Source organism: Staphylococcus sp. MI 10-1553 (genome assembly GCF_010365305.1).
GTDB lineage: Bacteria > Bacillota > Bacilli > Staphylococcales > Staphylococcaceae > Staphylococcus.
Map to the genome: position 1 here is coordinate 1,168,783 of NZ_CP048279.1, position 26,821 is coordinate 1,195,603.

The window sequence follows — 26,821 nt, forward strand, 5'->3', positions numbered from 1 at the left end:
AGTTTTAAACATGGAACGTAACGGTTTAATAGATATAGGTTCAAACACGATTCGCTTAGTGATTTTTCAATACGATCCGAAAACAGGATTAAACGAAATTCAAAACATTAAAACACCGGCACGATTAAGTCAATATTTAGATGATGAACAAAATATGACGCAAGAAGGAATCGATGTTTTAACGACAGCACTTAGAAGTTTTAAAAAGGTAGCGACAGATTTTGAAGTAGAACATTTGTATCCGATTGCGACAGCAGCTATGCGTCAATCCAAAAACCAAAAAGCGATTTTAAAACATATTCAACAAGAACTTGACCTTGAAATTATTATGATTCCTGAAGAAGATGAAGCTTTTTATGGATCTTATGCAGTCACGCACACGACAAGTATTCGAAATGGGATTACTGTCGATATTGGTGGGGGCTCAACAGAGTTAACGCTATTTATAGATAAAAAAATTAAAGAAGCCATCAGTTTTCCGTTCGGTGTTGTGACATTAACGCGGCAGTTCTTTGAAGGAAAAGAGCATAATGATAAAGATGCGATTAAGAAAATGGAAAAGTTTTTGAAAAGTGAATTTGCCAAAGTGTCATGGATACAAAATCAGCACATTAATTTAGTCGGTATTGGTGGTTCTGCGCGTAACTGTGCTCGCATTCATCAGTCTTTACATCAGTATCCTATCGCGGGTGTCCATGGCTATACGATGGAACAAAGTGATTTAAAAGAAGTATTTCAAATGCTCAAAAAATTTTCACGTGATACTTTAACGACTTTAGATGGGTTGAGTCGTGATCGTGCAGACATCATTTTACCTGCCGTATCCGTATTTAATGTGTTATTCGACATGATTGATGCGACAGCGTTCACTTTTTCAAGAAAAGGGATACGTGAAGGTTTCATTATGAATCAAATTGCTAAAAAGTATCCAAAAGAATTTAATAAAACCAATGTTCTACAAGATGCGTTACGTCATTTAGCCAATGAGTATAAAATCGAGGAAAGTGGCGCCAATCAACGTGTGAAGCTAGCCGAATCACTATTAGAACAGTTGGCGAAAGAGAAAAAACTTAAAATTGATCAAGATTTAAAACAAGTTTTTCTTGAAGCGGCGTATATTTATTATTTAGGTCGATTTATTGATTCAGATTCGAGTTCACAACATACGTATTACATTATCGCAAATTCAGGGATTAACGGCTTATCACATAAAGAGCGTGTGCGACTGGCATTACTCGCAAGCTTTAAAAATAAAACGTTACTCAAATTGTATAGCGAAGAGACAAACTGGTTTTCTGATGGTGAACTGTCTGACATTCAAGCGTTAGGGGGCATTATCAAATTTGTAAATGCATTAAATATCTCTAATACGAACAGTGTCCAAGAAGTGAAATTACAGCCGTCAAAAGAAGGTTACGACTTGTTTGTCAATCATCATGATGAATCGATTGCCGAATCTTATCAATCTAATCGACAAAAGAAACATATCGAAAAAGTACTCAAAACAAAGGTTAATATTATTTTTACAAATGCTTAAATTATAGCCCATTTATTTTATGTTACGCTAAATAGGGACTTGCGCTATGTTTTGTAGAATATTAATGGGGTGACAATGAAAGTGACTATTGAAAAAGGAAATTTGGACCTGAACCATCCAGATTATTATAACAATCGTGAAGTCAGCTGGTTAGACTTCAATTACAGAGTATTACAAGAAGCCTGTGACGACCAAAACCCATTACTTGAGCAACTTAAGTTTATTGCGATTGGGAGTGCAAATTTAGATGAATTCTTTATGGTGCGCGTGGCAGGATTAAAAGACCAAGTTAAAATGGGATTCGATAAACCTGAAAATAAAGCGCAGTTAACACCGCAACAACAGTTAAAGACTATTGAACAGAAAAATTGCCAGAACGTTGCTTTTCAATACCATCGTTTCAATGCGTTAGTTGAAGCATTGAAAACGTATGATGTGTATTTATGTAAACCGGATGTATTAAATGAAGATATGCGGAAGCAACTTGAACGCATCTTCTTAAATGATATTTTGCCGACATTAACACCGTTAGGCATTGATGCATATCGACCATTTCCAAAACTGAACAATAAAACATTAAACATTTTTGTCGATATTGATACTGGTGATGAAATTAATTCAGCAATCGTTCAAATTCCGACATTATTAAACCGTTTTATTACAATTAATGAAGGAAATCGTCAATATATCGTTTTAATCGAGGATATGATTTCCTTTTTCATGGGTCATCTTTTTAAAGGATATGAAATTCTGAATACGTATGCGTTCAGAATTACAAGAAATGCCGATTTAACGATTCATGAAGATGGTGCCGAAGATTTGTTGATAGAAATTGAACGCTTTTTAAAAGAGCGTAAAAGTGGTGCAGCGGTGAGGTTAGAAATCGATTATCGTGAACAACAAGAGATGCAAATTGATTGGTTGATTGATACGTTAGAATTAGAACCTCAAGATGTATATTATACGAATGGTCCACTTGATTTAACGATGGTATTTGAGTTGGTTGATCATTTATCTCATAAATTGAAAGACTTGACATACGAGCGCTATACACCACAAGTGCCGCAATCTTTAGGTAATGACAATGTGTATGATTTGGCGTTGAAACGTGATATTTTCTTCCACCACCCGTATGAATCGTTTGATCCGATTGTTGATTTTATTACGGAAGCATCTGAAGATCCGGATACATTGGCAATTAAACAAACGTTATACCGTGTCAGCAGTGATTCGCCGATTATTGAAGCACTTAAAAATGCCGCTGAAAATGGTAAACAAGTCACGGTATTAGTGGAGTTAAAGGCGCGTTTTGATGAGGAAAACAATGTACACTGGGCAAAAATGTTGGAAGAAGCGGGTTGTCACGTCATGTATGGAATGACGCATTTAAAAACGCACAGTAAAATTACATTGGTCGTTAAACGTGTCAATGGTACGCTCGTTCCTTTTGTGCACTTAGGTACAGGGAATTACAATGATAAAACAGCCAAATTGTATACGGATATGGGAATTATTACAACAAATCGAGAAATTGGAGAAGACGCGATGAATTTCTTCAATTATTTGAGTGGTTATTCCATGAAACCGGATTATCAACAATTGATCGTGGCACCATACGAAATACGTGACTTATTTATTGAACGTATCGACGAAGAAATCGAAAGCCATCGTCAACACGGAAACGGTAAAATGATGATGAAAATGAATTCATTGACGGATAAAGCGTTGATTAAAAAGTTATATGAAGCATCACAAGCAGGTGTACAAGTTAAATTAATTATTCGTGGGATTTGTTGTTTGAAACCTGGCATTCCTGGTATTAGCGAAAATATTGAAGTCGTCAGTATCGTCGGACGCTTGTTAGAACATTCTCGTATTTATTACTTCTATAACAATGGCGATGAGAAAATATATTTATCTTCTGCCGACATGATGACGCGAAATATGATTAAACGTGTTGAAATTTTATTCCCAATTTTGGACAAACGTATTGCGAAAAGATTGGTAGATTTTATGCACTTACAACTTTCTGACAATCAAAAAGGGCGCTATCAAGATGCTTCAGGTGTGTATCATTATGTTAAAAATGATTTAGCACCGATCAATTCACAAAAATATTTAATGCGTGAAGCACAAGACTTTGGGTTAGCATTGTCCAAGCAAAATATGATTGAGACAGGACAACCCGTACGCGCAAAAAGAAATTGGATGGACCGTGTTAAAGGGCATCTGAAGCGGAAATAATGAACAGTATAAAAAGGGGCTTGGACATGGGCGTTGTCTAAGCCCCTAAAATATTTAAACCTTTGAAGATATAACAAAAAATGTGAAACCCTAATAGCAATTATTATTTTCAGAATTGTTATCAATAAGGCAATAGTCTAAAACGATAGCATGTAAAACAATTAAAACTTTTCACCTAGATTCATCATTTATTGTTCAATATCATCAATCGTCACAGAAATAGGCTGTTGTGTGATTGGATGCGTCATTTCAATTTGATAACTTTCAAGCTGTAATTGACGTAATTTCGAATCACTATATAATGGATCACCTAGTACAGGATAACCAATTTCAGCGAGATGCACACGAATTTGGTGTGTACGACCAGTATCTAACTTTAACATCACTTCACAAACACCTTCTTTAATCATTTCAGAAGACAAGATATGTGTGACTGCCCGCTGACCGGTAGGAGAGACACGACGCTTATTCGGATGGAATTTATCCTTGCCAATCGGTAAATCAATCGTTTGTGGTTTAATTGGCAACAAACTTTTCACTTGTGCTTTATAATTACGATGAATGTCATTATTTTCCAACATACGATCTAATATTTTTTTAATCATCGGATGTTTCGCCACAATAAGTAAGCCGACTGTCTCTTGGTCAAGACGATGAATAGGCTCAACATAGGGGTGATTCAAAGTATAAATGACATGATTCATTAATGTATTACTTTCTTTTAAATCGTTCGGATGTGTTTTAACGCCCTTAGGTTTGTAGACAATTGCTAAAAAGTCGTCTTCATAAGCGATTTGCGCATAACGATAGCTCGGTAAATATTGACTTTTTGCGTCTTCATCAGGAATATAAATTTCGTCACCTGTATGGACGATTGTTTGTAAATTTGCAGTTTCATCATTCACTGTGATAGATTTTGACATATTCAACGTATGCAACTCTTTTTTGGGCAATTGTAATGTTTTAAATATGTCACGAATGGATTGTTCATTAAATGTATCGGCAACTTTAAATTTCATAAAATCCTCCTTAATTTCTTTTATCATAACACAAATCGAATGGCTATTGATGGTTTTATTCATTGAAACAACGTGTATAATAGAGTTAAATGAACATTCATGCACGAATAGAAATAGGATGATTGATGTGAAGCAAAGAGTGGAGTGACAATAATGGAAAAACCAACAAGATTGGCGCTATTAAAGGAAATTGCCGAGTTCCTTAACGAAGAAACTGAATTACAATCCATGCTAGACGGCGCATTAGACTCTTTAATTAAAGGAAGCGATTTTACGACAGGATGGATATTTTTTATTGATGAAGAAGGTCACCATACATTAGAGTCACAGTATTCATTACCTTCAGCTTTAACGAATCGCCAATGCCATTATATGAAAGAGGGGACATGTTGGTGTGTGCAAGCGTACCATAACCACAAATTAACAAAAGCCTCCAACATCATCAACTGTTCGCGCATTAATTTAGCCAGTCGTGAATTTGTGATAGAAACTGAAGATATTACCCATCATGCGACGGTACCTTTACGATCTGGTAATGAACAATTTGGACTGTTGAATGTCGCAACGCCCTTTACAACACATTACTCGGATGAAGATCTCGAATTGTTAGAATCTGTCGCATTTCAAATCGGTTCTGCGATAAAACGAATTGATTTGAACAATCAAGAGAAAGAAGCGGCACGAATTAATGAACGTAACCGCTTAGCTCGAGATTTACACGATTCGGTTAATCAAATGTTGTTTTCTTTAAAATTAACCGCACACGCAGCAGGACAAATGACGCAAGAGGAAACGTCGCAACGTGCGTTTATGCAAATTGAACAAACGAGTCAAAACGCTGTGAATGAAATGCGCGCGTTAATTTGGCAGTTAAAACCTGTGGGCCTAGAAAAAGGGCTTGTTCATGCATTAAAAAATTACGCAAGTCTCATAGGTCTAGATATTGATGTGACGGTAAAAGGGCTCATTGACTTGGAAAATAAAATTGAGACCCATCTGTATCGTGTCATGCAAGAAGCGATGAATAATACAAAAAAGCATGCGGAAACGAATCATATGGATATTGTGCTGAACCAAACGGACGAATATCTGATTGTAGAATTAAAGGATAACGGTGTTGGTTTTGATGTGACTCAAATTGATTCAGCCGAAAAACACGGATTGTCGAATATGCGACAACGGATTAAATTTTTAAAAGGAACAATAAATATGACAAGTAATCAAGGAACAGAAATTACAATACGACTACCACTTCAACAGCCAAGGGAGGGACAATAATGCCTAAAATTGCACTTGTGGATGATCATTTTATAGTTAGGCAAGGATTAGAATTTTTACTTTCGACACAACCAGAGATAGAAGTTGTAGGAAGTTTTGGGGAAGGGCAAGCACTTTTAGATGCATTAGCAACAAATCAAATCGAACCAGAACTCATCCTTGTCGATTTGGTAATGCCTGAAATGAACGGAATTACGTTAATTCAAAAACTGAAGGAACAGCATGCAGACATTAAAATATTAGTACTCACAAGTTATGTAGATGAAGAGCATGTCATGTCGGCGATGCAAGCAGGTGCAGACGGTTATGAAATGAAGGATGTCGAACCGGAAGCATTAATGACCTCTATTGAGATGGTTTTACAAGGTGACAAAGTGATTCATAAAGATGCGCAACAGGTGATGGATACTGTCATTACGAAGCCTCATATGTTGAATAAATTGTCCAAACGGGAAACCGAAGTGCTGAAAGAAATGGCGAAAGGGAAGACGAATAAAGAAATTGCTGAAACATTGTTCGTATCAGAAAAGACGATTAAAACGCATGTGAGTCATATTTTCTCTAAATTGGAAGTGACTGATCGTACACAAGCAGCCATATATGCCATGGAGAATCATTTAGTGTAATGAAAAAGCATTTATCTAAAATTAAAAAGCAGCTATCTTAAAAAGTTGTCGTTAATTTTGTTTTTGTCAAATAGCGTTAATAAATTTTTCTCCCAATATAAAAGGAGTAAATTAAAAAACCAACATTTCTAGTTATCTTTAGAAACGTTGGTTCTTGTATTATTTTATTCTACATGCATATTGCCTTTAAGTTTTTTACCTTCACGTTCTGATAAAATCAACGCACATGCTGCATCACCAGTAATGTTTACTGCTGTACGTGTCATATCTAATAAACGGTCAATCCCTAAGATAATACCAATAGCGGCAGGATTTAAACCTACTGCAGTCAACACCATCGCTAACATGATGAGTCCTACACCAGGGACGCCGGCTGTTCCGACAGATGCAATAACGGCTACAGCAACAACGGTAATGAGTTGTAGAACTGTTAAATCCGCACCAGATAATTGCGCAATGAAAATCGTAGCGACACCTTGCATAATGGCTGTTCCGTCCATATTAATTGTTGCCCCTAAAGGTTGAACGAAAGATGCAATTTCTGGTTTTACACCCATTTTTTTCGTACATTCCATTGAAACAGGAAGTGCTGCGTTTGAACTTGAGCCCCCGAAACCAACTGTAATTGCTGGGAAGAAACCTTTGAAAAATTCAATTGGGCTACGACCCGCTAAAAACTTCACTGCGCCACCATATACGACAAAGAAATGAATAAAGAGCGCGGCTAATACAACGATAAAGTATAAACCGAGTTGTCTGATTGCACCAAAACCTGCTCCAGTAAATGCATGTGCCACGAGTCCAAATGTACCGATTGGCGCAAAAACATTCATTACCATTGATATAATATACATCAGGACTTCATTAAATTGTTCGAAAAACTGATGTACAATTCGTCCTTTTTCACCTACCATCATAATACCGATACCGATGAAAATCGCAAATGTGATAATCTGAAGCATATTTCCTGTTGTCATTGACTGAATCGCATTTTTCGGGAAGAAATTAATTAAAGTTTGATCAAATGTTTGGTTGATTGGAGAAGCCCCGGTCGCCTTTTGATCATCCAATTTCTTTTGATATGTCGTAACTTCCTCTGTCTTTAATAAGTCTGAATGGCCAGCACCTGGTTTAACTACTAATGCTAAACACATCGCTAAAGTTATCGCAATAGCTGTTGTCGATAAGAAAAAGACTAGCGTTTTTAAGCCAATGCCGCCTAATAATTTTGGATCACCGACACCAATCACACCGAGTACAATCGACACGAATACAACTGGTACTACAAGCATAAAGATCAGATTTAAAAAGATTTGACCGATTACATTAAAAATATATTGATCGATAAATCCGACAACCTTAGATCCGACATAGAAATTGAAAATCGAACCTAACGCAATCCCTAAAATTAATGCTATAATAATTTTCACTGTTAATCCTTTAAATTTCATATTCACTATCCCCTTTATTGTTATAACAACATTATAGTCTGAAAATTAACAATATTGCAATCATTATTTTATAGTTTTTACTAGATTTATCCCACTTTTCATAGGATAATAGAAAAGTTAGAGAATTACAGTTTTAAAACTTTATCAATTATTTTTAGAGGTGTTTTCGTTGCAATTAGAATATAAAATTTCTCAAGCTAAAAAAGGCGCAACACTAAGCATCATTACTTATACATTTTTAACAATATTAAAAATTGCATACGGATGGTTAGCAAATAGTCATGGTTTAGTGGCTGATGGTGTTAACAACGCGACAGATGTTATTAGTTCTATTGCTATACTTATCGCACTTCAAATTTCCATGAAGCCCGTGGATAAAAATCATCCTTATGGTCATTATCGTGCGGAATTTATCGCATCACTCATTGCTTCATTCATTATGTTTGCGGTGAGTATTCAAGTTATTATTACCGGAGTAAAGCATTTTTACCTAGGAGAATTCGTTCAGCCAAGCCAATCTGCCATTATCGTCGGTATGATTTCAAGTATTGTCATGTTTGCTGTATTTATTTTTAATCGTAATCTTTCTAAAAAAGTAAACAGTAGTGCTTTGAGAGCAGCAAGTTATGATAACCTTTCGGATGCGCTTGTGTCGATGGGTACAGTGATAGGCGTTTTAGGCGTTTATATGGGGGTGCCAATGCTCGATACGATTGCAGCGATTGTGATTGGTTTGCTCATTATGAAAGCGAGTATCGATATTTTTAAAGAGACGGCTGTCACGCTCACTGATGGCTATGATGAGGAAGAACTGGCACAAATTCAACATATCATTTCTTCAATTCCTGGCATTAAAGAGATTCGTGATATTAAAGCGAGAAGTCACGGTGTTATTTCATTTATTGACGTCACGATAGCTGTTGATCCAAATTTAAATGTCATCGAAAGTCATGAAATATCAGATCATATTGAGTCAAAATTACAGGCACGGCTAGGTGAGGTTGAAACGATTGTACATATTGAGCCTTATTTAATCACTGATGTTGAGAAAAAGAATATTCATAATCGAGAGTTATAAGCAAAGTGAACCATTTTTAATAGCAAAATGAAGGGCCTAGCGAATTGAGTTGTTAGAGCCCTTTTTTATTGTATTTTAACGAAGAATCGTATAAGGAAGCTCTTCATTTTTAGAATGTATTTGAGTTCGACTGTTGTTGAGCTAGCCCTTTATTTATCTGCTTATACAAGTTTATATTCACTATTTTAACGAGTTTACTTTTGAAAAGAAGCGGTATATACTATAAAAATTAGTTATCACAAGCAAGAAATAGGATAATAAGTTTAACTAAAGATTTCCTAATACTTTTACGATATAACTGAATCTTGTATGATCACATCTTAGTCACTACTTATATCTTAAGTTAAATATGTGTAATAAATCGTAATCCCTCCAAATTTTCAATAGCAGTACACTCGATTTGTGGTATACTATAATTCTTGAACTCATATTTACGGTACAAGCCTGTTTTATTAATCATATTCATCTATCGTACACGGATACACATATTCATCATTGAAATCTAATAAAAATACATAAAACTATTTTAATATAGATTTGATTGTCTTATTAAAATAACACTGGTTATTGTAAATTGTGTTTAAGAAATGAATTAAATGTGAGATAAAGCATTCTTGATTTTTTAAGCTTTATGGTGCATTAAAACGCTTTGATTTACTGTTTAAGTGTTCTAATAAAATAAGTTGAATTTTTGCGACAATTGCGCATTTTTCTGATTTGAGATGGTTTTTTTAAATGTCACTTTTCATTTGTCGCATTTTGTATTAATATGTAATTTGTGTTTCAAGAATTGTGTAGAATTGCAATGCTTGTGTGCGGATAAATTTTTATTTAAGAAAGGTAGTCATAATAAATGGATAGACAAAGTTTTACTGAATTAATTCAAAGCAAGTTCAAGATGGTACGTATTGAGGCAGGTTATACACAAGATACAATGGCTCAAACGATCGGCCTATCTAAAAAAACATTAGTACAAATTGAAAAAGAGCGTGTGTTACCAAATTGGACAACATGTGTATCTATTTGTGCATTATTTAGAGATTCTGAAGTATTGAACGGTACATTCGGTTGCGATCCTTTAGAAATCGTTCAAACTATTTCAAGAAACCAAGCAGCTTACCCTAGATATTCAACAGTAAGTGATATTTATTGGGATACACTTGCAAGCAAAAATGGTTACATCTTACAAACAAACAAAGTAAGCGAACTTTACCGTATTCTAGATGCAGATAAACAACCTATTTTTGCATCACCAAAATTGAGAGAAGCTGAAACTTACTTCCAACGCAACGTGAAAGAAGAGCTTATTCGTGCATAATTTAAAATAAATGATAAAATGTGGGAGCATCAACAAACGAACTGTTGCGTGCTCCTTTTTTAGTGCGCTCGGCATGGGTAACACCTTGACGGTGAAAGTCCGTTACAGGCTTGGTAGTAGGAACTGTTAGCGAAAGACAAGGGTGTCCATTGTGAAGTGGAATCTGAAGGAAGTCGGACGCAAACACTCGCACTGACGAACAGAAACATCATACTAAGGCTATGTGGAATGGATGAATCTGCTAAACAAGATGAAGTCCTATACTACCCGAGTTCTATATAGTAAATGATGCGGTGACATGAGTGGAAAGGGGTTACACCTTACCCGGGGAGGTCTCATCAGCGGTATTTCTACCGTAGTAACAACGAATGATGAGAAGTCAGCAGAAGTCATAGTAGGGAAAATGTACCGAAGGACTGAACAATATTCAATACAAAGTAAAGATTGGAGGTTATAGATTTACGACGTACAGAATACGGTCTTAACCGGCAACTTATGGAAGGATAAGTAGTGGAACGAAAAAGAATACATAAGTGTGTACAGTAAATCTTAGGTGAAATGAAAGAAATGTATCGTAAGTCTTCATCTCTGATGGAGCTTGTTGTAAGACCTGACAACATAGAAAAAGCTATCAAGAAGGTAAAGAAAAACAAAGGTGCTCCTGGAATTGACGGCATGAAAGTCAGTGAACTCCATGCCCACTTTGCGCAATACTTTTCGCAGATAAAAAAGAAACTGCTTGATGGTACTTATCAACCTCAAGCAGTTCGAAAAGTTCAAATTCCCAAACCAAACGGGAAAATGCGTGTGCTTGGTATTCCTGTCGCTAGAGACAGAGTGATACAACAAGCGATTAGACAAGTGATTGAACCCGGCATCGACCGAACATTTTCAAATCATAGCCATGGTTTCAGACCTCATCGTAGCACAGGAACAGCACTTAAGCAATGTGCTGCCTATTACGAAGAAGGCTATAAAATAGCTGTGGATTGTGATTTGAAACAGTGCTTTGACATGTTGAATCATGATAAGCTCATGTATTTGTTCGAACGCCACGTTCAAGATAAGTCAATTTCTAAATTTATCCGTAGAAGTTTACAAGTGGGTGCTATTGACCTATCTGGCGAAGTCGCAGAAAGAAAGATAGGTGCGCCACAAGGGGGCGTTATCTCTCCCTTACTATGTAATATCTATCTACATGAACTGGATAAAGAACTCGAAAAGCGTGGACACCGTTTTGTACGATATGCCGATGATTTTGTTATCTTTGTACGCACAAAACGTGCAGGTGAACGCGTAATGACGAGTGTAACGAAATTTATTGAAAAGCAACTGAAGTTGGTTGTCAATGAAGAGAAAAGTAGAGTCGGAGCAGTTACACGTTTAAAGTTTTTGAGTTGTCTAATAACCAAGGTCAATGGGGTTTATTGTTTCAGACCGACTACGGAAGCAAAAAGAAATTTAATACGCGCCTTAAGGAAAATAACGAAACGAAATAGACCTGGTACCTTTAAAGAGATTATCACTGAAATCAACCAAGTAACACGAGGTTGGATAAATTACTTTGGCAGAGGTTTTATCAAAGGATTTATTGAAACTACGCAATCTTGGCTAAACCGCCGACTTAGACAACTCATTCTTAAACGGTGGAAAAGAGTAAGAACTCAATATAAGATGTTACGCCAATATGGTCTTGACCATAGAAGTGCAATGAAAATCGCACAGTCTCGCAAAAAGTACTGGCGATTATCGAATACGCATGAGGTTCATCGTGCACTTACAACAAAACAACTCTACAAGTGGGGACTGATACCATTAGCCCAGCTTGCAGAGTTGGCTTACGCAAGGTATTGAACCGCCGAGTACGGAACCGTATGCTCGGTGGTGTGAGAGGACGAATAGTTAGTTAATGGCTATTCTCCTACTCGATTAAGGAAATGATGTTTAACCCAGTTGTTTTTGGGTCATATGGTTAGATATGTATGTGACTGGGGAGCAACAATGACTGGATAGGTCTATTATTGTTTGATTCCAGTTGAAATTTAGAGGAGAGATGTATATATGCAAGCGATTTTAGTCGTATTGTTTATGATCGTGATTGGCGCTGTTATTGGTGGCGTCACGAATATGATTGCTGTCAAAATGTTATTCCATCCATTTAAGGCTTATCACATTTTTGGTAAGCGTGTGCCTTTCACTCCGGGGCTGATCCCGAAAAGAAGAGCGGAAATTGCTGAAAAAATTGGACAAGTTGTTGAAGACCATTTATTAACTGAGTCTTTAATGAGAGAAAAGTTAGAAACGCCTGATATGCGAGCGACTGTGCATCGTGCCGTTTCACAACAAGTGACAGCGTTAGAAAAAGATCATGTGACGGTGCAATCTTTAGTGGAACGATTTGATATTGATGTCGTTAAAGATGGCGAAAACTTTGTTGAACGTTTTACGAAACAAAAGTTGAACGAGAAATATCAAAAATATCAAACAGACAAAATTGCAGAACTGATTCCTGCAAAAGTGATGGCTGAGATAGATCATAAAGTGAGCACATTAGATACTTTGTTACTAGAGAGAGTGCGTATTTATTTAGAATCTGAAAAAGGTTATGACGATATTTTAGAAATGTTAGAGACGTTCTTTGTTGAAAAAGGTAAAATTGTGTCGATGCTCCAAATGTTTATGACTAAAGAAGCGATAGCAGAACGGATTCAGAGAGAATTAATTCGTTTAACGACACATTCTAAGGCGCGAAGTATTTTGGCAACACAAATTCAAGCAGAATATGAAAAATTAAAGCATGACACGTTACAAGAATGGATTAAACCAGAACATATGGCTGATATCGAAGCACAAGTGAGTGCATTTGTGTTAAAGCAAATGGATTTAACACAACGCGCACATATGCCGCTTAAATCGCTTGTACCACACCTGTTTGAGATGTTGCATGATAGAGGCATCGATCGTATTACAGATTTGATTCTCGATACTTTAGCACAACGTCTATCAACCATTTTGAAACAAGTGAATATTCGCGGATTAATTGAAGAGCAAATTAATCGTTTTGACCTAGATTATATTGAACGTTTAATTTTTGAAATTGCGAATAAGGAATTGAAATTGATTATGTTACTTGGCTTTATTTTGGGAGGATTGATTGGATTTTTCCAAGGATTAATAGCAATCTTTGTATAACACTATAAAATGTGGTATCGTAAGCTAGGAAAGAGGTTGAAAGAGACAGAATTCAATCTTAAACTACACAACTCAAGGAGAGATTAAAATGGCTGTAAATTTATATGATTACGCAAACAAATTAGAGCAAGCTTTACGTGAAAGTGATGAGTACAATGCAATTAAAGATGCATACGCTAAAGTAGAAGCTGATGAAAATTCTAAAAAATTATTTGATGCGTTCCGTGAAACACAAATGAACTTCCAACAAAAACAAATGCAAGGTGAAGAAATTAGCGAAGAAGATTTACAAAAAGCGCAAGAACAAGCGCAACAAATCGAAAAAGATAGTAATATTTCTGAGTTAATGAATGCTGAGCAAAAAATGAGCCAAGTATTCCAAGAAATCAACCAAATTATTGTTAAACCTTTAGACGAAATTTACGCTGACTAATAAAAATAAATTATTGTAGAAACGAGTTTGAGATGGTATGTCTCAAGCTCGTTTTTTTTAGATTAACCGAATTAGTGATGCACCATTCATATTTTTTATCTCATTTACCTTTATATTCAATTCTACGGTGCTAAAAAAAGTTAACCATTTCAATAATACTTAAATGAGACGCGCTTTAAATTACGAAAATATGATAAAATAAATGAATACGAAACATGCATACATAGATGAAATTTGATGATAAAAGGAGAATGCTTGAATGGTTAAGTTTTTGCATTGTGCAGATTTGCATCTCGATAGTCCATTTGCATCCAAGCGCTATTTAAATCCGACAATTTTGAAAGATGTTGAAAATAGTGCATACGAAAGTTTTAAGAATATTATTGACCTTGCGTTAAGAGAAGAGGTCGATTTTGTCATAATTAGTGGAGATTTGTTTGACCAACACAATCGTACTTTAAAGACGGAAGTGTTTTTAAAATCTCAATTTGAACGTTTGCAGAAAGAACAAATTTTTGTCTACATTGTACATGGAAATCACGATCCTTTATCGGATGAAACTAAAACGAAATGGCCTGAAAATGTGACTGTATTTTCAAATCAGGTCGAAACATACCAAGCGATTACGAAAACGGGTGAAACGGTGCATCTTCATGGTTTTAGTTATGAAAAACGTGAAAGTTACGAAAATAAAATTGATGCCTATCCGACGAATGAAAATCGCAATGTTGTACATATTGGCGTATTGCACGGGACTTATAGTAAATCTGAAGCTTCAGATCGTTATACGGAGTTTCGATTGGAAGATTTAAATGCGAAATTATACCATTATTGGGCTTTGGGTCACATTCATTTAAGACAACAACTGAGTGATCTGCCTGAAATTCATTATCCTGGCAATATTCAAGGTCGTCATTTTAAAGAACAAGGCGAAAAAGGCTGTTTAATTGTGGAAGGCGACCATGTTGCGTTAAAGACACGCTTTGTACCGACACAATTCATCCGTTTTGAATCGGCAACGTTAGAAACGGAAGATGTAAGCCAACAAGCGTTATTCGAACTTATTCAAGACTTTAAAGATAGTGTCAGACATCAAGGTCGTGCGTTTTATCGATTACAGCTGAATATACGCGGCGATGAAATGATTTCACCTCAAGTTTTAGAACAGCTAAAAGTGTTATCCACAGAATATGAAGAAAATGAACGTCACTTTGTCTTAATTGATGAATGGGATGTCCGTTACATTGATATTCGTCAAAAATCTATTATTCAAGAGTTTCCTGTAGAGTTACTTGAGCAAGATGATGTGTATGAGCGTGCAGTAAAAGATTTGTATATGAATCCGAAAGCCTCAAAATATTTAGAGAGCTATCAACAGCATGATCGTAAAGCGTTGGTTGCACGTGCAGAAGCCATCATTGAAGCCGAGTTAAAGGGGGGCGATTAACCGATGAAAATTAAATCAGTTGAAATTTATGGTTATGGTCAATTTGTCCAACGAAAAGTGGAATTCGATCAATATTTTACTGAAATATTTGGACAAAATGAGGCAGGTAAATCGACACTTCAAGCATTTATACATTCGATTTTATTTGGCTTCCCAACGAAAAAGGAAAACGAACCGCGTCTTGAACCACGTATGGGCAATCATTATGGTGGGCGTGTGACGTTAATTTTAGATGACGGTATGGAAGTGGATGTGGAACGTGTCAAAGGCCGTGCCCAAGGGGATGTCAAAGTTTACATGCCTAATGGAACGATTAAAGATGAAGAGTGGTTAAAAGCGCAGTTGAATTACATCAATAAAAAGACGTATCAAGCGATTTTCTCTTTTAACGTTCTAGGGCTTCAAGACATTCATAAGCATATGAGTGAGGTCCAATTACAAAACTTTTTAATGCAAGCAGGTGCACTCGGTTCTACAGAATTTATCGGTATGCGTGAACTGATCAATCAAAAGAAGCAAGAACTTTATAAAAAGTCAGGTCAAAATCCTGAAATCAACCGTAAAATTGAAGAAGTTCGTAACTTGGAGTATCAAATCCGCGAAGAATCAGCAAAAATGGAATCGTATCAACGTTTGACTGAAGACCATGAAAAGGCGACACGACGTCTTGACACATTAAAACAAAACCTGGGCCAATTAACAGCATTGTTTGAAGAAAAGCAAAAAGAAGTGGCTTTAATCGATCAAGTTCAAGAATGGAAAGGATTAGAAGCGGATTTAAATATTGAACCGTTAGAGTTTCCAGAAAAAGGGATTGATCGCTATGAATTGGCGAAAGTTCAAGTGGATCATTTAGAACGTGATATCGGTTTACGTGTTGAAAAACAACAACAATTACAAAATGAGAATGAGCAGTTGTTTGTGCCTGAAAAATCACTTTATCAAAACTTTGAATCCATCGCGAAACAAGAAGATCGTGTGAAGCAGCAGGACATGGAATTGAAACAAAATGAGCGAGAATTCAATCAACATGAGATGGAAATTGAAAGTTTGAAGTCTCATATCGGCTGGCAAGAGCTGCATGATGATGTCGATTCGAGTGAGGCACAAAAAAGTTTTGCGAGTGAGACGTTAAAGCAAAAGCAAGAAAATTTACAGACCTTACAACAACTGAAAAAGATGCAGGATGATTATCAAATTGAAACGGTGTCTTTTGAGGAAGAACTGCAACATTTAACTGGTCAGTTAGTTGATGACGAAAACTTCGAAAAGAAAAAAGTCTATGATCAACGGCTGTTAGAATTGAACGAAAAGCGCAATCTGTTTGATAAGATGAAGGCGTCTTTTGAACAAGAAACGGAACAAAAACAACAGCAACAACGACGCATTAGAGGAGCATCACTCTTCCTAGCTATCATTTCTATTGCGTTTGCCATCTGGATGTTCGTCACAGAAGCGATGGTGGCAGGTATTGTGTTAACTGTAATGGCCATAGTGTTTATCATTGGTATGACATTATTCCGTTCCAAACCAGTTGGATATGATACACAATTTTCTGAAGAGCTCGCCCAACTAGAACAAGAAGTCGAACAACTTGAAGCGGAATATGATTTAGACTTTGATTTATCGACACAATATCAGTTGCGTGATCAAATTGCACAACGTCAACAACAATTGGCAATTTTAAAAACAAAAGTACGACACGCAAATACACAATATGAAGATACACATACTGCATGGATAAATGCAACGAACAAGTTACAACAATTGAAAGCGTCACTTCACTTGTCTGAAAACTTGTCAGATGAACTCCTTGTCGATGCGATTCAGACGATTCAAAAGATCAAAGACCATCAACAATATCTCGTAAAATTGCATGAAACGTACTTAAAATTAAGTGAATCATTGGAAACATTTTATACAGAAGTGAATGACAAAATTGGTTCAGTATTTAAAGAATTTGATAGAAACACACTGTTCCATGATGTGCGAGAATGGTTAAAAACAACGAGTCAAGATATGACGCGTCATGAACATAATACTGAACAATTAAACTTGTTAGAAAATGAACTGAAACATTTGAAGCATCGTTTAAATGAAAATCACCAAGAAATTCAAACTTTGTTCGGTGCGATTGGTGCGCTAGATGAGGAAAGTTATTATAAACATCACGAACGCTATCAACGCTATCATGAACGTTTAGCACGTTTTAATGACTTGACACACTTCCTTGATAACCAAAACTACGGCTATGAAAAGAGTTCTAAATTAAGCGAGAAAACAACGGCGCAACTTGATGAAGAATATCAAAAGTTATCTCAACAAATCGATACTTACAACGAACGCTTTTTGGAAGTACAAAGCGAAGTGAGCGACTTATTAGCGCAAATGAATCATATGGAAACGGATGATACATTGAGACATTTACGTCATCAATATCAACTTTTAAGAAATCAATTAAATGAAAGTGCTGAAGATTGGGCGGCGTTAAGCTATCTCGAAGCATTAGTAGATGAACATATTAAACAAATTAAAGATAAACGATTGCCGCAAGTTGTAAATATTGCGACAGATATTTATAATGATTTAACGAGCGGTCAATATGTACAAGTTACTTATGCGAATGAGCAAGTCATGGTGCGTCACCAAGATGGTCAAATGTACCACCCAATTGAATTGAGTCAGTCGACGAAAGAGTTGCTTTACATTGCACTCCGCTTAAGCCTTATTCAAACATTGAAGCCGTACTATTCGTTACCGATTATTATCGATGACGCTTTTGTACACTTTGATGCTGAACGTAGAGTGAAAATGATGAAATATTTAAGAGACATGTCTGAAGAGTATCAAATTCTTTACTTTACATGTTCACGTGATACCAATATTCCAGCAAAACAGCTTGTCACGTTAAATAAGATAGATAAATAGAATGGGAAGGCGTTAAAATGAGAAATATTGAAAAGCTACAACCTGGAGACACGGTGAATCACTTTTTTCTCATCCATCGTGCGACTCAAGGCGTAACTGCGCAAGGTAAAGATTATATGACGCTTCACTTACAAGATAAAAGTGGTGAAGTAGAAGCGAAAGTTTGGACAATTACAAAAGAAGGTATGAATCAATTAAAGCCTGAGCGTATTGTGCATATTAAAGGCGATATGATCAATTACCGCGGTCGCAAACAAATGAAAGTGAATCAGTTTCGACTTGCGACTGAAGAAGACGGGTTACGTACGCAAGACTTTATCGATGGGGCACCGATGTCTCCTGAAGAAATAAAAGATGCGATGCAAGATTACATTTTCGAAATAGAAAACGCACCTTTACAACGTGTGACGCGTTATTTACTGAATAAACATGAAGATAGTTATTTTGTGTATCCAGCAGCGAGTACACATCATCACAACTTTGTAAGTGGTTTAAGTTATCACGTTTTGACGATGTTAGAAATTGCCCGTCAATTATGTATCATTTATCCAGAACTGAACAAAAGTTTGTTGTACAGCGGTATTATTTTACATGATATGGGGAAAGTAAGAGAGTTGTCCGGTCCGATTGCGACATCATACACATTGGAAGGGAATTTACTCGGTCATATTTCAATCGCAAGTGATGAAGTGGCAGATGCAGCTCGTGAGTTGAATGTAGATGGTGAAGAAATTCTGTTACTCCGTCATCTCATTTTGTCACATCATGGTAAATTAGAATATGGCTCACCTAAATTGCCTTATGTGAAAGAAGCGGAAATTCTAAACTTTATTGATAACATTGATGCACGTATGAATATGTTTGAAAAAGCGTTTAAGAAGATTGATAAAGGTCAATTCACGGAGCGCATTTTCGGATTAGAAGGACGTCAATTTTATAAACCTGAAAAGTTGGATTAATCAATAAATGTTTTGACGCGCTCATGCATCGTATTTGAATATAGTTCTCCTTATTCCTTTTTAAATTTTAACAATTGCCATCATGGATTCGCGTTCCTAGGGGCTAATCCTTCAATTAAATTCGGCTTGATTGAAGTGTAAACACTGGATAGATGCCGAATTGGATTTTGAGAGCAGTACAGAAATCTCATGTGTAACAAAGATTTCGAGGTACTGCCCCCCGCAAGGCTGACTAGACTTCTCAAAAGCATGCGCATTGAGAAGTCAGACAGCTACTGCGATGAACAGTAACCACTATCAAAGTGATTAGACGTGATATTGTTTTTTACCTTTCCCTCAGGAGTCTCGCCCATTTGAGCAATTGAACTTCAAAGACAGTAAATGAGGGCAAACTTAATTGCACCCGAGCCTCGTTTTATCAGTTGTAATTTCCAAAGTAACTCAATTTTTATAGGAGAGATATTCGGGTGAGAGGAAACTCAGCCAAGTTTGAAATCTATACTAAAAAGGTGCGGAGACTAAAATAGTTGTCTCGCACCTTTCCTTTTTCGCGCAATTACATGCCTAATTGACCGCCTTGTGATGATTGTTTTTTCAACGCATCTGGATTTAAAATATTATCCTTGATGGCTTTTTCCACATCACGATCTTTATAATCAACATTATATTCGTCAAGCAAATCTTTATAAGCGTCTGTTAAGATTTTAGGGTCTTTTTGTAATTTATTTTGAATGATTGTTTCTTTTAGTTTAGATTTCTCTTTATCAAAATCATCTTCTTTATCTGCACGAATGATATGGTAACCATATTCAGTTTTAACGACATCTGAAATTTGGCCATCTTTCAATTTGAACAGTGCTTCTTCAAACGGTTTAACCATTTGTCCTTTGATGACATAACCAAGGCTACCATTTTTATCTTTTGTTGAATCCATCGACTCTTCTTTTGCTAACTTGTCGAAGTCTTTAGGATTTTTATCGAGCTTCTCTTTAATCTCATCAATTTTTTTCTTAGCGTCTTTATCTGATAAGCCTTCTTTATCGTCTTTATCTTGTTTGACTTTAATTAAAATATGAGATGCTTTTTTCGTATTATCTTTAATTTCTTTATCTGAAACTTTGACTTTTTCATTTAACAACTCTTTTTGGTAGCTAACCAATTTACGTTGTTCTTTATAATCGTCAATCGTCATACCTTGTTGTTTCAGTAAACTTTCAAATTGCTTTTTACCACCATATTTTTCAATTTCTTCGTCAGTTTCTTTATCGATTTGTTTTTGATCGACCTTATCGTTATATTTTTTCTCTAAAATTTTATTCAATAATACTTTAAATGATTGGCTTGCGATTTGATCATTACCAATTTCTTTTAAAACGTCTTCCACTTTAACGTCTCCCGCTTTAGAAGTAATTAAGGTTTGATCTTTTGAAGTAGGGGCATCATTTCCACATGCTCCGAGTAATACTGCACTTGCTGTAATAGGAATAAATAATTTTTGTATGCCTTTCTTCATCTTATGAGCTCCTTTATATGTAATTAACACACATAAATATTACCATAATGTCTTTCAGCAACCAATGAAGAAGGGCAAAAATACGACTAAAAGATGAGCACGTGTTCATATTTATAACATTTTTAATGAATAATTGTGTTATTCCATGCCAATGATGATGTAGTGTTCATGCCTTATCTCAAATTATGATGATTGTGCATTTGCTGATGTTCATTGCTCTCTTAACAATAATGTTGCTGAAAAACCTACAAGTAGTAAGAGTGCTGCAAGATAGAAATCGATTGCCATGGAACCAGTCACATCCGTTAAAAAAACCAGTGATATATGGTGCGAGAATAGAAGCAGTCATACCGATAAAGTTGTAAACACTAAGCGATGTCCCTAATGCATTTTTAGGCGCATTATTTGCTACGACTGCAATTAACACCGGATTTGTACTAATCTTTCCGAAATACCGGTTTTCGTCTTCCTAATTTATCTGAAAGCCAACTAAAGAATAAAGATCCTGAAATTGCTGCCCATGGTACGAGTGATGCGACAAAAGCAACTTGTGCGCCGCTAATCCCTCTTTATGATTCTAAGTAATAATCAGAAAAAACCTTAAATTGAACAAAAGATAATGATATACGTTAAATTCAGATTGCGATTTTTAAGCAAGTTCGACAATTTAAAAGGTGCTAAGTTGTCTTCTTGTTGCACTTGATGTCGAGGGTGCTCTTTAATAATGTGATACATTAAAAATGCGATGATTAAAATAGGATAGCCACAATGAAAAATGGTGTTCTCAAACTCATCCCCATTTCAGAAACGGTAATGCTTGAGATGAAATAGCCGATAGATGTTCCGAAAGCCATGCCACTATTAATTAAAGCATGCCTAATGTTCCGGTATCGCTTCTGAAGATAGTGCATATTGTGGACTGTAGAACATCTCTTAAGCTAATCCAACAATGACCCATGCGATGACCAATAAGATATAACTCGGCATCAATCCTGTAATAACCATAAAAATAAAAAGAGGGGAGTAATATTTTTTCTGCCTATTTTATCTCCCATGATACCTGTGGGAATTTGGGTCGCTGTATAACCAATAAAGAATAAACTCATTATTAAACCTAATTATGCATTGTTTAACGTGAATTCTGTTTTAATATGACCCCTAAGCGAATTTAAAATTGTTCGTGCTGCATAAATAACTAACCAACCTAATGTAAAAACGGCAACAAGACTCATCTAATAGCGTGGCTGAACTTGATTTGCTTTGTCATGATTCATAATCATCACTCCTTCAAAAAACTTTCACCTAAAGGGTAACGAATCATGCACGCCTAAGCATTATCAAAGCTACCCATTTTTACGTCATTTTTTAATCATTTTAGCCAAATTTTGATATGGCAGCATACAGAAAAGTATGGGGGAGATACATTTATTGACGCAAAACAAAAAAGACTGATACATTTCAAAAAGTGAAAATGTATCAGCCCATATTGATATGTTTTGAATGTTCATTGTGTACTAACAATAGGAAACCATTTTGATGTTCTTCGACGTAATGCCCTTGACGAACTGAAAGGATAACTTTTAAGTAGAGTATGTCCATTACAGAATAACCAGCATTCAATGCTAATAAAAACATAAAGTAATGGCCATACTCAGGGTTTGCGCGTGCTACAAGGATACAAATGATTGTAATCACTATGAGTGGCATGATGAGACATATACAAAAAAAAGACTTGCGTATTGGACGATCAAGATAAATATTGTATAATGGCAGCCACGATTGACGTATTAACTTGTGAACTCTTAAATATTTCAAGTAAGGCAATATCGTAATAATATGAATAAGTTTGTGAATGGGATATAAAAATAACATTAAGACAATAAACAATAGAAAGTTTTGATCTGTAAATGGTACATCAGAATAATAATGAAACATTTCAAAACTAACAAAAAATGTGATAACAACCGTTACAAAACTTATAAAAGCAATACGAGGTAAACCAAATCTTGAATGGACATCAATTGAACGCAAACAGTTTAACATTTACAAGCTCCTTTGCTATCAGTAATATAACGTATTATCTACCTGAAATTACTGTTCGTCAAGCAAATTTTCTCGAATATGATTTTGACATAAATTCACGTCATTAATAAAGTCTTTACCGTGCAATTTAGCAACGAGATAGTGAACATCACTAAAGCTTGGAAGGTGGAACATTTCAGTTTGGAAATCTTTTGAAGCATTGTAGATTTTATTTTGTTCTTCGTCATATTGTTCGAAAATTTCATCTACTAAAGCTTTACCTTTATCCGTTAAAGTAATGTACGTATTCCTCTTGTCATTGTGGTCTTTCTCCATGTTAAGCAATGCTTGTTGTTCTAGGCGCTTTGCAAAATTATATGCTGTTGAAACGTGCATTACACCGTATTTAGATATGTCTGAAATAGTTGCGCGACCAAAAGCGTATAGAGTTAATAAAATCAGATGTTCATTCATGGCGATACCCGATTTTTTTAACCAACGCTGCCAATCGCTTTCGGCATTTTTCCATAGAACTTTAGATAACATGGCAATTTTATGTGTGTAAAGCATTCCCTCAATTTGTGCTTGTCTGTCATTCATAATGCTAGACTCCTTTCTTAGACTATAAAAAAGCATGATACTGTATTGTACCATGCTTTAACGTCATTATATCGAATTATGTTCTTTCAAACACTAAAAAATTATTTTTTTGTTGGAAAATTTGTCATTTCTTCGCCACGATTTTGTAGATTTTCGATATGTGATTGAAGTTGTTTAATATTTGGATCGATGTCAGCTTTAAATTCACCAATCATCGTTTTCACTTCATCACCAATTGAGCTAGCAAAACTTTGGCTTTCATTTTTAATTTGAGCGATATAACGTTTAATATCATGGATACTATTTTTCATCGTATCGACTTCAAGTTCAAGTTCTGTTTTAGGTCGTGCCGCTTTTGGATTGGCGATACGCGTTTGACCATCTCTCGCAACTAAAGCTACACCTAAACCTGTTGCCACACCAGCAACAACGCCTAATGTCATTCGAACGATTTTCATAATTTTCCTCCTCGGACAATTTTCTTTTATATATACCCATTTGTTTATAAAATATGCGGTTTAAGAATAATTTAATCTTATTCGATGTTTGAAGCAATTTGAGTAGCAATGTCTGCCTTTTGTGCATCATCAATTTGAGATTCATTTGTTTCCCAATGATAACCGAAGCCATCGATGTCATTTTCATAACGTGGAATTAAATGAAAATGAATATGGAAAACGGATTGTGATGCATATTCGCCATTGTTTTGAATGACGTTTAAGCCGTCTGGGTTAAATGTTTTCTTAATCGCATTCGCCACAATCGGCAATGCTTCTCCGATATGTTTCATCGTTTCAGCATCTGTTTCATAAATGTTTGGTGACGGCTTTTTAGGAATGAGTAATGTATGGCCTTTAGAAACTTGAGAAATATCTAAAAATGCATAGACATAATCATTTTCGTAAACTTTAAAACTTGGAATGTCGCCGGCAATAATCTTTGAGAATATCGTTTCAGTCATATAGATTCCCTCATTTCTTGATTTAGTTTTATTATAGCACGTGTGACTGTTCATGTAACGATATTATCAAATGTCTATTAAATAGCAATGGCAATAGTATTTTTGATACAATAACAGTTATGGAGGTGCAGATGAATGACTGTACAAATTAAAAATTTAACAGGCGGTTATGGTAAAAAGCCTGTCATTAAAAATATAAATTTTGAACTCACAGATGGAGAAATTGTTGGTTTAATCGGCTTAAATGGTGCGGGTAAAAGTACAACAATCAAACATATTTTAGGATTGTTGACGCCGACTGAAGGTGACATGTCGATTTCAGGCATTCATATTAAAGATGATATACATGCATATCGACAACATTTATCGTATATTCCAGAAGCACCTGTCATTTATGATGCGCTTACGTTAAAAGAACACCTTGAAATGACAGCGATGGCTTATGGTATTGACTACGATACAGCGATGGAACGCGCAATGCCCTTATTGAAGGTGTTTCGATTAGAAGATCAATTACACATTTTTCCGAGTCATTTTTCTAAAGGGATGAAGCAAAAAGTAATGATTATTTGCGCGTTTATTGTAGAACCAGATTTTTACATTATAGACGAGCCATTTTTGGGCCTTGATCCGATTGGAATACAGTCGATGCTTGATTTGATGGCATCTAAAAAAGAAGAAGGTCGTACAGTGTTGATGAGTACACATATTTTAGCGACTGCTGAACGTTATTGTGACCGTTTTATTATATTAGATCAAGGTGAAATCGTCGCGATGGGGGATTTGGATGCGTTACGTCAACAAACAGCGATGCCACATGCGACGTTAGATGAAATCTACATTCATGTCACTAAAGGAGCACAATCCTCATGAAAACGGCAAGACAACTTTTTCGAGAGCGTTTAAATGCACAACGAAAAGAAAAAAATTACTATAACAAATTTATTTTCAACGGCCATTTTTCAGTGTTTCTCGTCATATTATTAGGTGCGTTTATATTGGGATATGGTCAATGGTTAAAGCATGTACCTGAAGGAATCAATTACATGCTGTGGGTATCCATTGTGTTGTCCATCACATCCATCTTTCCATTAAAAACTTTGTTAGAAGATGCTGACCGCTTATTTTTACTTCCGTTCGAACGTCAAATGAAAGTGTACATACGTGACAGTATCATTTTTAGTTATTTATCAAGATTGCCATTACAAATTTTAATGCTTATTGTGTTTTACCCATTAATAAACACGGTTTATCCAGAACGTATGGCGAACTTCATTGTGACCATTGTTTTAGCCATCATTTTACCGTTAGCAGGATTATGCTTAAAGTGGGAATGGTACCGCTTTAGACTTGAAAACTGGTCTGTTCAACTCGTACTGTTCATTTTCAACCTTGGTGGCTACTATGTCATGTTGTCGGCCTTTGATTTGTCAGTTGTCATCGCAGTCATGGGCATTATCGTTTTATGTTTATTGCTGAACAGATTGAATGTTAATCAGCTGTTTCCATGGGAGGCAATGATTAAGCAAGCCCATCAACATCGTATCAACTATTATAAATTTGTGAACATGTTTACCGACGTCAAAGGAATGCAAGAACAAGCAGTCCGTCGCCGTTATCTTGATTTCATGTTAAAAACGCCGAAACCATTTGATGCGACACAACTCTATCCATTTCTATTTAAACGTAACTTTTTACGTGGCAAAGACGCATTAAACATGACATTGCGTTTAGTGATTATATGTACATTAATCATGGTCTGGCTAAACCATCCATGGGTCAATGCGGTCATTGGTAGTTTGGCGATGTATATTATCGTGTTACAAATGTCACAATTTTATACTCAAGAAGCGTATAGTTTATGGCCGCAAGTTTGGCCGGTGTCAGAATTGTATGTCATAGAAGGTTACCGAAAGTTTTTACAACAAACTGTACTTATCATAGGTATCTTATTCAGTATCGTATATGTGTTACTACATGTGACTCAGTTTTATTTCGTCATCTTCTTTTTTATCGTCGGTTATTTAACCATCCGCAGTACGATTAAGAAATTAAAATATCAAGAAAGTTTATTGAAGGATTAAATAAAATGGTTAAACGTAGAAACAGGCTGTGACATAATAATTTTTGATGCTTTTGATGCAGTGTTTTGTTTAACTTGCCCTTTCCCTACAATTTGTGTTTTTTGATTGCCCTCATAGCTTCTCGTTCTTCT

General features: G+C 35.7%; 21 protein-coding genes. 14 read left to right on the forward strand and 7 right to left on the reverse strand.

Features of this window, described 5'->3' with window-relative positions:
• The first annotated feature begins 10 nt into the window (after positions 1 to 10).
• Positions 11 to 1,537, forward strand: coding sequence for an exopolyphosphatase (gene ppx, locus GZH82_RS05280; protein WP_162681598.1), 1,527 nt, complete (start codon positions 11 to 13; stop codon positions 1,535 to 1,537).
• Positions 1,538 to 1,612: 75 nt separating this feature from the next.
• On the forward strand, positions 1,613 to 3,781 hold the full coding sequence (locus GZH82_RS05285; RefSeq protein ID WP_162681599.1) for an RNA degradosome polyphosphate kinase: 2,169 nt from the start codon (positions 1,613 to 1,615) through the stop codon (positions 3,779 to 3,781).
• A 188-nt stretch (positions 3,782 to 3,969) separates the two neighbouring features.
• Here the strand turns inward: GZH82_RS05285 and GZH82_RS05290 are convergent, their stop codons facing one another.
• Positions 3,970 to 4,800 carry an RluA family pseudouridine synthase gene (locus GZH82_RS05290; RefSeq protein WP_162681600.1) on the reverse strand — a complete coding sequence of 277 codons (831 nt, stop codon included), beginning with the start codon at positions 4,798 to 4,800 and terminating at the stop codon, positions 3,970 to 3,972.
• A 153-nt stretch (positions 4,801 to 4,953) separates the two neighbouring features.
• On the opposite strand from GZH82_RS05290, the gene GZH82_RS05295 reads away from it, so the two are divergent.
• Positions 4,954 to 6,078, forward strand: coding sequence for a GAF domain-containing sensor histidine kinase (locus GZH82_RS05295; protein WP_162681601.1), 1,125 nt, complete (start codon positions 4,954 to 4,956; stop codon positions 6,076 to 6,078).
• A complete protein-coding gene (locus GZH82_RS05300; RefSeq protein ID WP_162681602.1) occupies positions 6,078 to 6,704 on the forward strand; it encodes a response regulator in 627 nt (208 codons plus the stop codon). The genes GZH82_RS05295 and GZH82_RS05300 overlap by 1 nt, the downstream gene beginning before the upstream one ends.
• A 164-nt stretch (positions 6,705 to 6,868) precedes the next feature.
• Here the strand turns inward: GZH82_RS05300 and GZH82_RS05305 are convergent, their stop codons facing one another.
• Positions 6,869 to 8,155 (reverse strand): dicarboxylate/amino acid:cation symporter, encoded by a 1,287-nt coding sequence (locus GZH82_RS05305; protein ID WP_162681603.1) that lies wholly within the window; start codon positions 8,153 to 8,155, stop codon positions 6,869 to 6,871.
• Between the two features lie 169 nt (positions 8,156 to 8,324).
• On the opposite strand from GZH82_RS05305, the gene GZH82_RS05310 reads away from it, so the two are divergent.
• The 8 genes from GZH82_RS05310 (at position 8,325) to yhaM (ending at position 19,510) form a co-directional block, all read left to right on the forward strand.
• Positions 8,325 to 9,233, forward strand: a complete 909-nt coding sequence (locus GZH82_RS05310) for a cation diffusion facilitator family transporter (protein ID WP_162681604.1) — start codon at positions 8,325 to 8,327, stop codon at positions 9,231 to 9,233.
• Between the two features lie 853 nt (positions 9,234 to 10,086).
• Positions 10,087 to 10,551 carry an XRE family transcriptional regulator XdrA gene (gene xdrA / locus GZH82_RS05315; protein ID WP_162681605.1) on the forward strand — a complete coding sequence of 155 codons (465 nt, stop codon included), beginning with the start codon at positions 10,087 to 10,089 and terminating at the stop codon, positions 10,549 to 10,551.
• A gap of 567 nt (positions 10,552 to 11,118) precedes the next feature.
• Complete coding sequence (gene ltrA, locus GZH82_RS05320; RefSeq protein WP_162683006.1) at positions 11,119 to 12,405, forward strand: group II intron reverse transcriptase/maturase; 1,287 nt, start codon at positions 11,119 to 11,121, stop codon at positions 12,403 to 12,405.
• A gap of 207 nt (positions 12,406 to 12,612) precedes the next feature.
• Entirely contained in the window at positions 12,613 to 13,743 is a 1,131-nt protein-coding gene (locus GZH82_RS05325) for a DUF445 domain-containing protein (RefSeq protein WP_162681606.1), read from the forward strand.
• A gap of 88 nt (positions 13,744 to 13,831) precedes the next feature.
• On the forward strand, positions 13,832 to 14,176 hold the full coding sequence (locus GZH82_RS05330) for a YlbF/YmcA family competence regulator (RefSeq protein ID WP_014613544.1): 345 nt from the start codon (positions 13,832 to 13,834) through the stop codon (positions 14,174 to 14,176).
• Between the two features lie 259 nt (positions 14,177 to 14,435).
• A complete protein-coding gene (locus GZH82_RS05335) occupies positions 14,436 to 15,623 on the forward strand; it encodes a metallophosphoesterase family protein (RefSeq protein ID WP_162681607.1) in 1,188 nt (395 codons plus the stop codon).
• Between the two features lie 3 nt (positions 15,624 to 15,626).
• Positions 15,627 to 18,551 carry an ATP-binding protein gene (locus GZH82_RS05340; RefSeq protein WP_162681608.1) on the forward strand — a complete coding sequence of 975 codons (2,925 nt, stop codon included), beginning with the start codon at positions 15,627 to 15,629 and terminating at the stop codon, positions 18,549 to 18,551.
• Positions 18,552 to 18,568: 17 nt separating this feature from the next.
• Entirely contained in the window at positions 18,569 to 19,510 is a 942-nt protein-coding gene (yhaM, locus tag GZH82_RS05345; RefSeq protein ID WP_162681609.1) for a 3'-5' exoribonuclease YhaM, read from the forward strand.
• Between the two features lie 556 nt (positions 19,511 to 20,066).
• Here the strand turns inward: yhaM and GZH82_RS05350 are convergent.
• From GZH82_RS05350 to GZH82_RS05375, 5 genes are all read right to left on the reverse strand, one after another.
• Positions 20,067 to 21,023, reverse strand: a complete 957-nt coding sequence (locus GZH82_RS05350; RefSeq protein ID WP_162681610.1) for a foldase protein PrsA — start codon at positions 21,021 to 21,023, stop codon at positions 20,067 to 20,069.
• A 1,476-nt stretch (positions 21,024 to 22,499) separates the two neighbouring features.
• Entirely contained in the window at positions 22,500 to 23,066 is a 567-nt protein-coding gene (locus tag GZH82_RS05360) for a DUF3267 domain-containing protein (protein ID WP_162681611.1), read from the reverse strand.
• Positions 23,067 to 23,114: 48 nt separating this feature from the next.
• Positions 23,115 to 23,645 (reverse strand): HTH-type transcriptional regulator Hpr, encoded by a 531-nt coding sequence (locus GZH82_RS05365; protein ID WP_162681612.1) that lies wholly within the window; start codon positions 23,643 to 23,645, stop codon positions 23,115 to 23,117.
• Between the two features lie 101 nt (positions 23,646 to 23,746).
• A complete protein-coding gene (locus tag GZH82_RS05370; RefSeq protein WP_162681613.1) occupies positions 23,747 to 24,103 on the reverse strand; it encodes a YtxH domain-containing protein in 357 nt (118 codons plus the stop codon).
• A 77-nt stretch (positions 24,104 to 24,180) separates the two neighbouring features.
• Complete coding sequence (locus GZH82_RS05375) at positions 24,181 to 24,606, reverse strand: HIT family protein (RefSeq protein ID WP_162681614.1); 426 nt, start codon at positions 24,604 to 24,606, stop codon at positions 24,181 to 24,183.
• 135 nt (positions 24,607 to 24,741) lie between these two features.
• Here GZH82_RS05375 and ecsA point away from each other — a divergent pair, with 135 nt between their 5' ends.
• On the forward strand, positions 24,742 to 25,479 hold the full coding sequence (gene ecsA, locus GZH82_RS05380) for an ABC transporter ATP-binding protein EcsA (RefSeq protein ID WP_162681615.1): 738 nt from the start codon (positions 24,742 to 24,744) through the stop codon (positions 25,477 to 25,479).
• Positions 25,476 to 26,690 carry an ABC transporter permease EcsB gene (gene ecsB, locus GZH82_RS05385; protein ID WP_162681616.1) on the forward strand — a complete coding sequence of 405 codons (1,215 nt, stop codon included), beginning with the start codon at positions 25,476 to 25,478 and terminating at the stop codon, positions 26,688 to 26,690. Before ecsA ends, ecsB begins: the two co-directional genes overlap by 4 nt.
• The last annotated feature ends 131 nt before the right edge of the window (positions 26,691 to 26,821 follow it).

Excerpts from the sequence above, each read along its gene's own strand:
- ppx (WP_162681598.1), top strand. The coding sequence starts at position 11 with ATGGAACGTAACGGTTTAATAGATATAGGTTCAAACACGATTCGCTTA.
- GZH82_RS05285 (WP_162681599.1), top strand. The coding sequence starts at position 1,613 with ATGAAAGTGACTATTGAAAAAGGAAATTTGGACCTGAACCATCCAGAT.
- GZH82_RS05290 (WP_162681600.1), bottom strand. The coding sequence starts at position 4,800 with ATGAAATTTAAAGTTGCCGATACATTTAATGAACAATCCATTCGTGAC.
- GZH82_RS05295 (WP_162681601.1), top strand. The coding sequence starts at position 4,954 with ATGGAAAAACCAACAAGATTGGCGCTATTAAAGGAAATTGCCGAGTTC.
- GZH82_RS05300 (WP_162681602.1), top strand. The coding sequence starts at position 6,078 with ATGCCTAAAATTGCACTTGTGGATGATCATTTTATAGTTAGGCAAGGA.
- GZH82_RS05305 (WP_162681603.1), bottom strand. The coding sequence starts at position 8,155 with ATGAAATTTAAAGGATTAACAGTGAAAATTATTATAGCATTAATTTTA.
- xdrA (WP_162681605.1), top strand. The coding sequence starts at position 10,087 with ATGGATAGACAAAGTTTTACTGAATTAATTCAAAGCAAGTTCAAGATG.
- ltrA (WP_162683006.1), top strand. The coding sequence starts at position 11,119 with ATGTATCGTAAGTCTTCATCTCTGATGGAGCTTGTTGTAAGACCTGAC.
- GZH82_RS05325 (WP_162681606.1), top strand. The coding sequence starts at position 12,613 with ATGCAAGCGATTTTAGTCGTATTGTTTATGATCGTGATTGGCGCTGTT.
- GZH82_RS05330 (WP_014613544.1), top strand. The coding sequence starts at position 13,832 with ATGGCTGTAAATTTATATGATTACGCAAACAAATTAGAGCAAGCTTTA.
- GZH82_RS05335 (WP_162681607.1), top strand. The coding sequence starts at position 14,436 with ATGGTTAAGTTTTTGCATTGTGCAGATTTGCATCTCGATAGTCCATTT.
- GZH82_RS05340 (WP_162681608.1), top strand. The coding sequence starts at position 15,627 with ATGAAAATTAAATCAGTTGAAATTTATGGTTATGGTCAATTTGTCCAA.
- yhaM (WP_162681609.1), top strand. The coding sequence starts at position 18,569 with ATGAGAAATATTGAAAAGCTACAACCTGGAGACACGGTGAATCACTTT.
- GZH82_RS05350 (WP_162681610.1), bottom strand. The coding sequence starts at position 21,023 with ATGAAGAAAGGCATACAAAAATTATTTATTCCTATTACAGCAAGTGCA.
- GZH82_RS05360 (WP_162681611.1), bottom strand. The coding sequence starts at position 23,066 with ATGTTAAACTGTTTGCGTTCAATTGATGTCCATTCAAGATTTGGTTTA.
- GZH82_RS05365 (WP_162681612.1), bottom strand. The coding sequence starts at position 23,645 with ATGAATGACAGACAAGCACAAATTGAGGGAATGCTTTACACACATAAA.
- GZH82_RS05370 (WP_162681613.1), bottom strand. The coding sequence starts at position 24,103 with ATGAAAATCGTTCGAATGACATTAGGCGTTGTTGCTGGTGTGGCAACA.
- GZH82_RS05375 (WP_162681614.1), bottom strand. The coding sequence starts at position 24,606 with ATGACTGAAACGATATTCTCAAAGATTATTGCCGGCGACATTCCAAGT.
- ecsA (WP_162681615.1), top strand. The coding sequence starts at position 24,742 with ATGACTGTACAAATTAAAAATTTAACAGGCGGTTATGGTAAAAAGCCT.
- ecsB (WP_162681616.1), top strand. The coding sequence starts at position 25,476 with ATGAAAACGGCAAGACAACTTTTTCGAGAGCGTTTAAATGCACAACGA.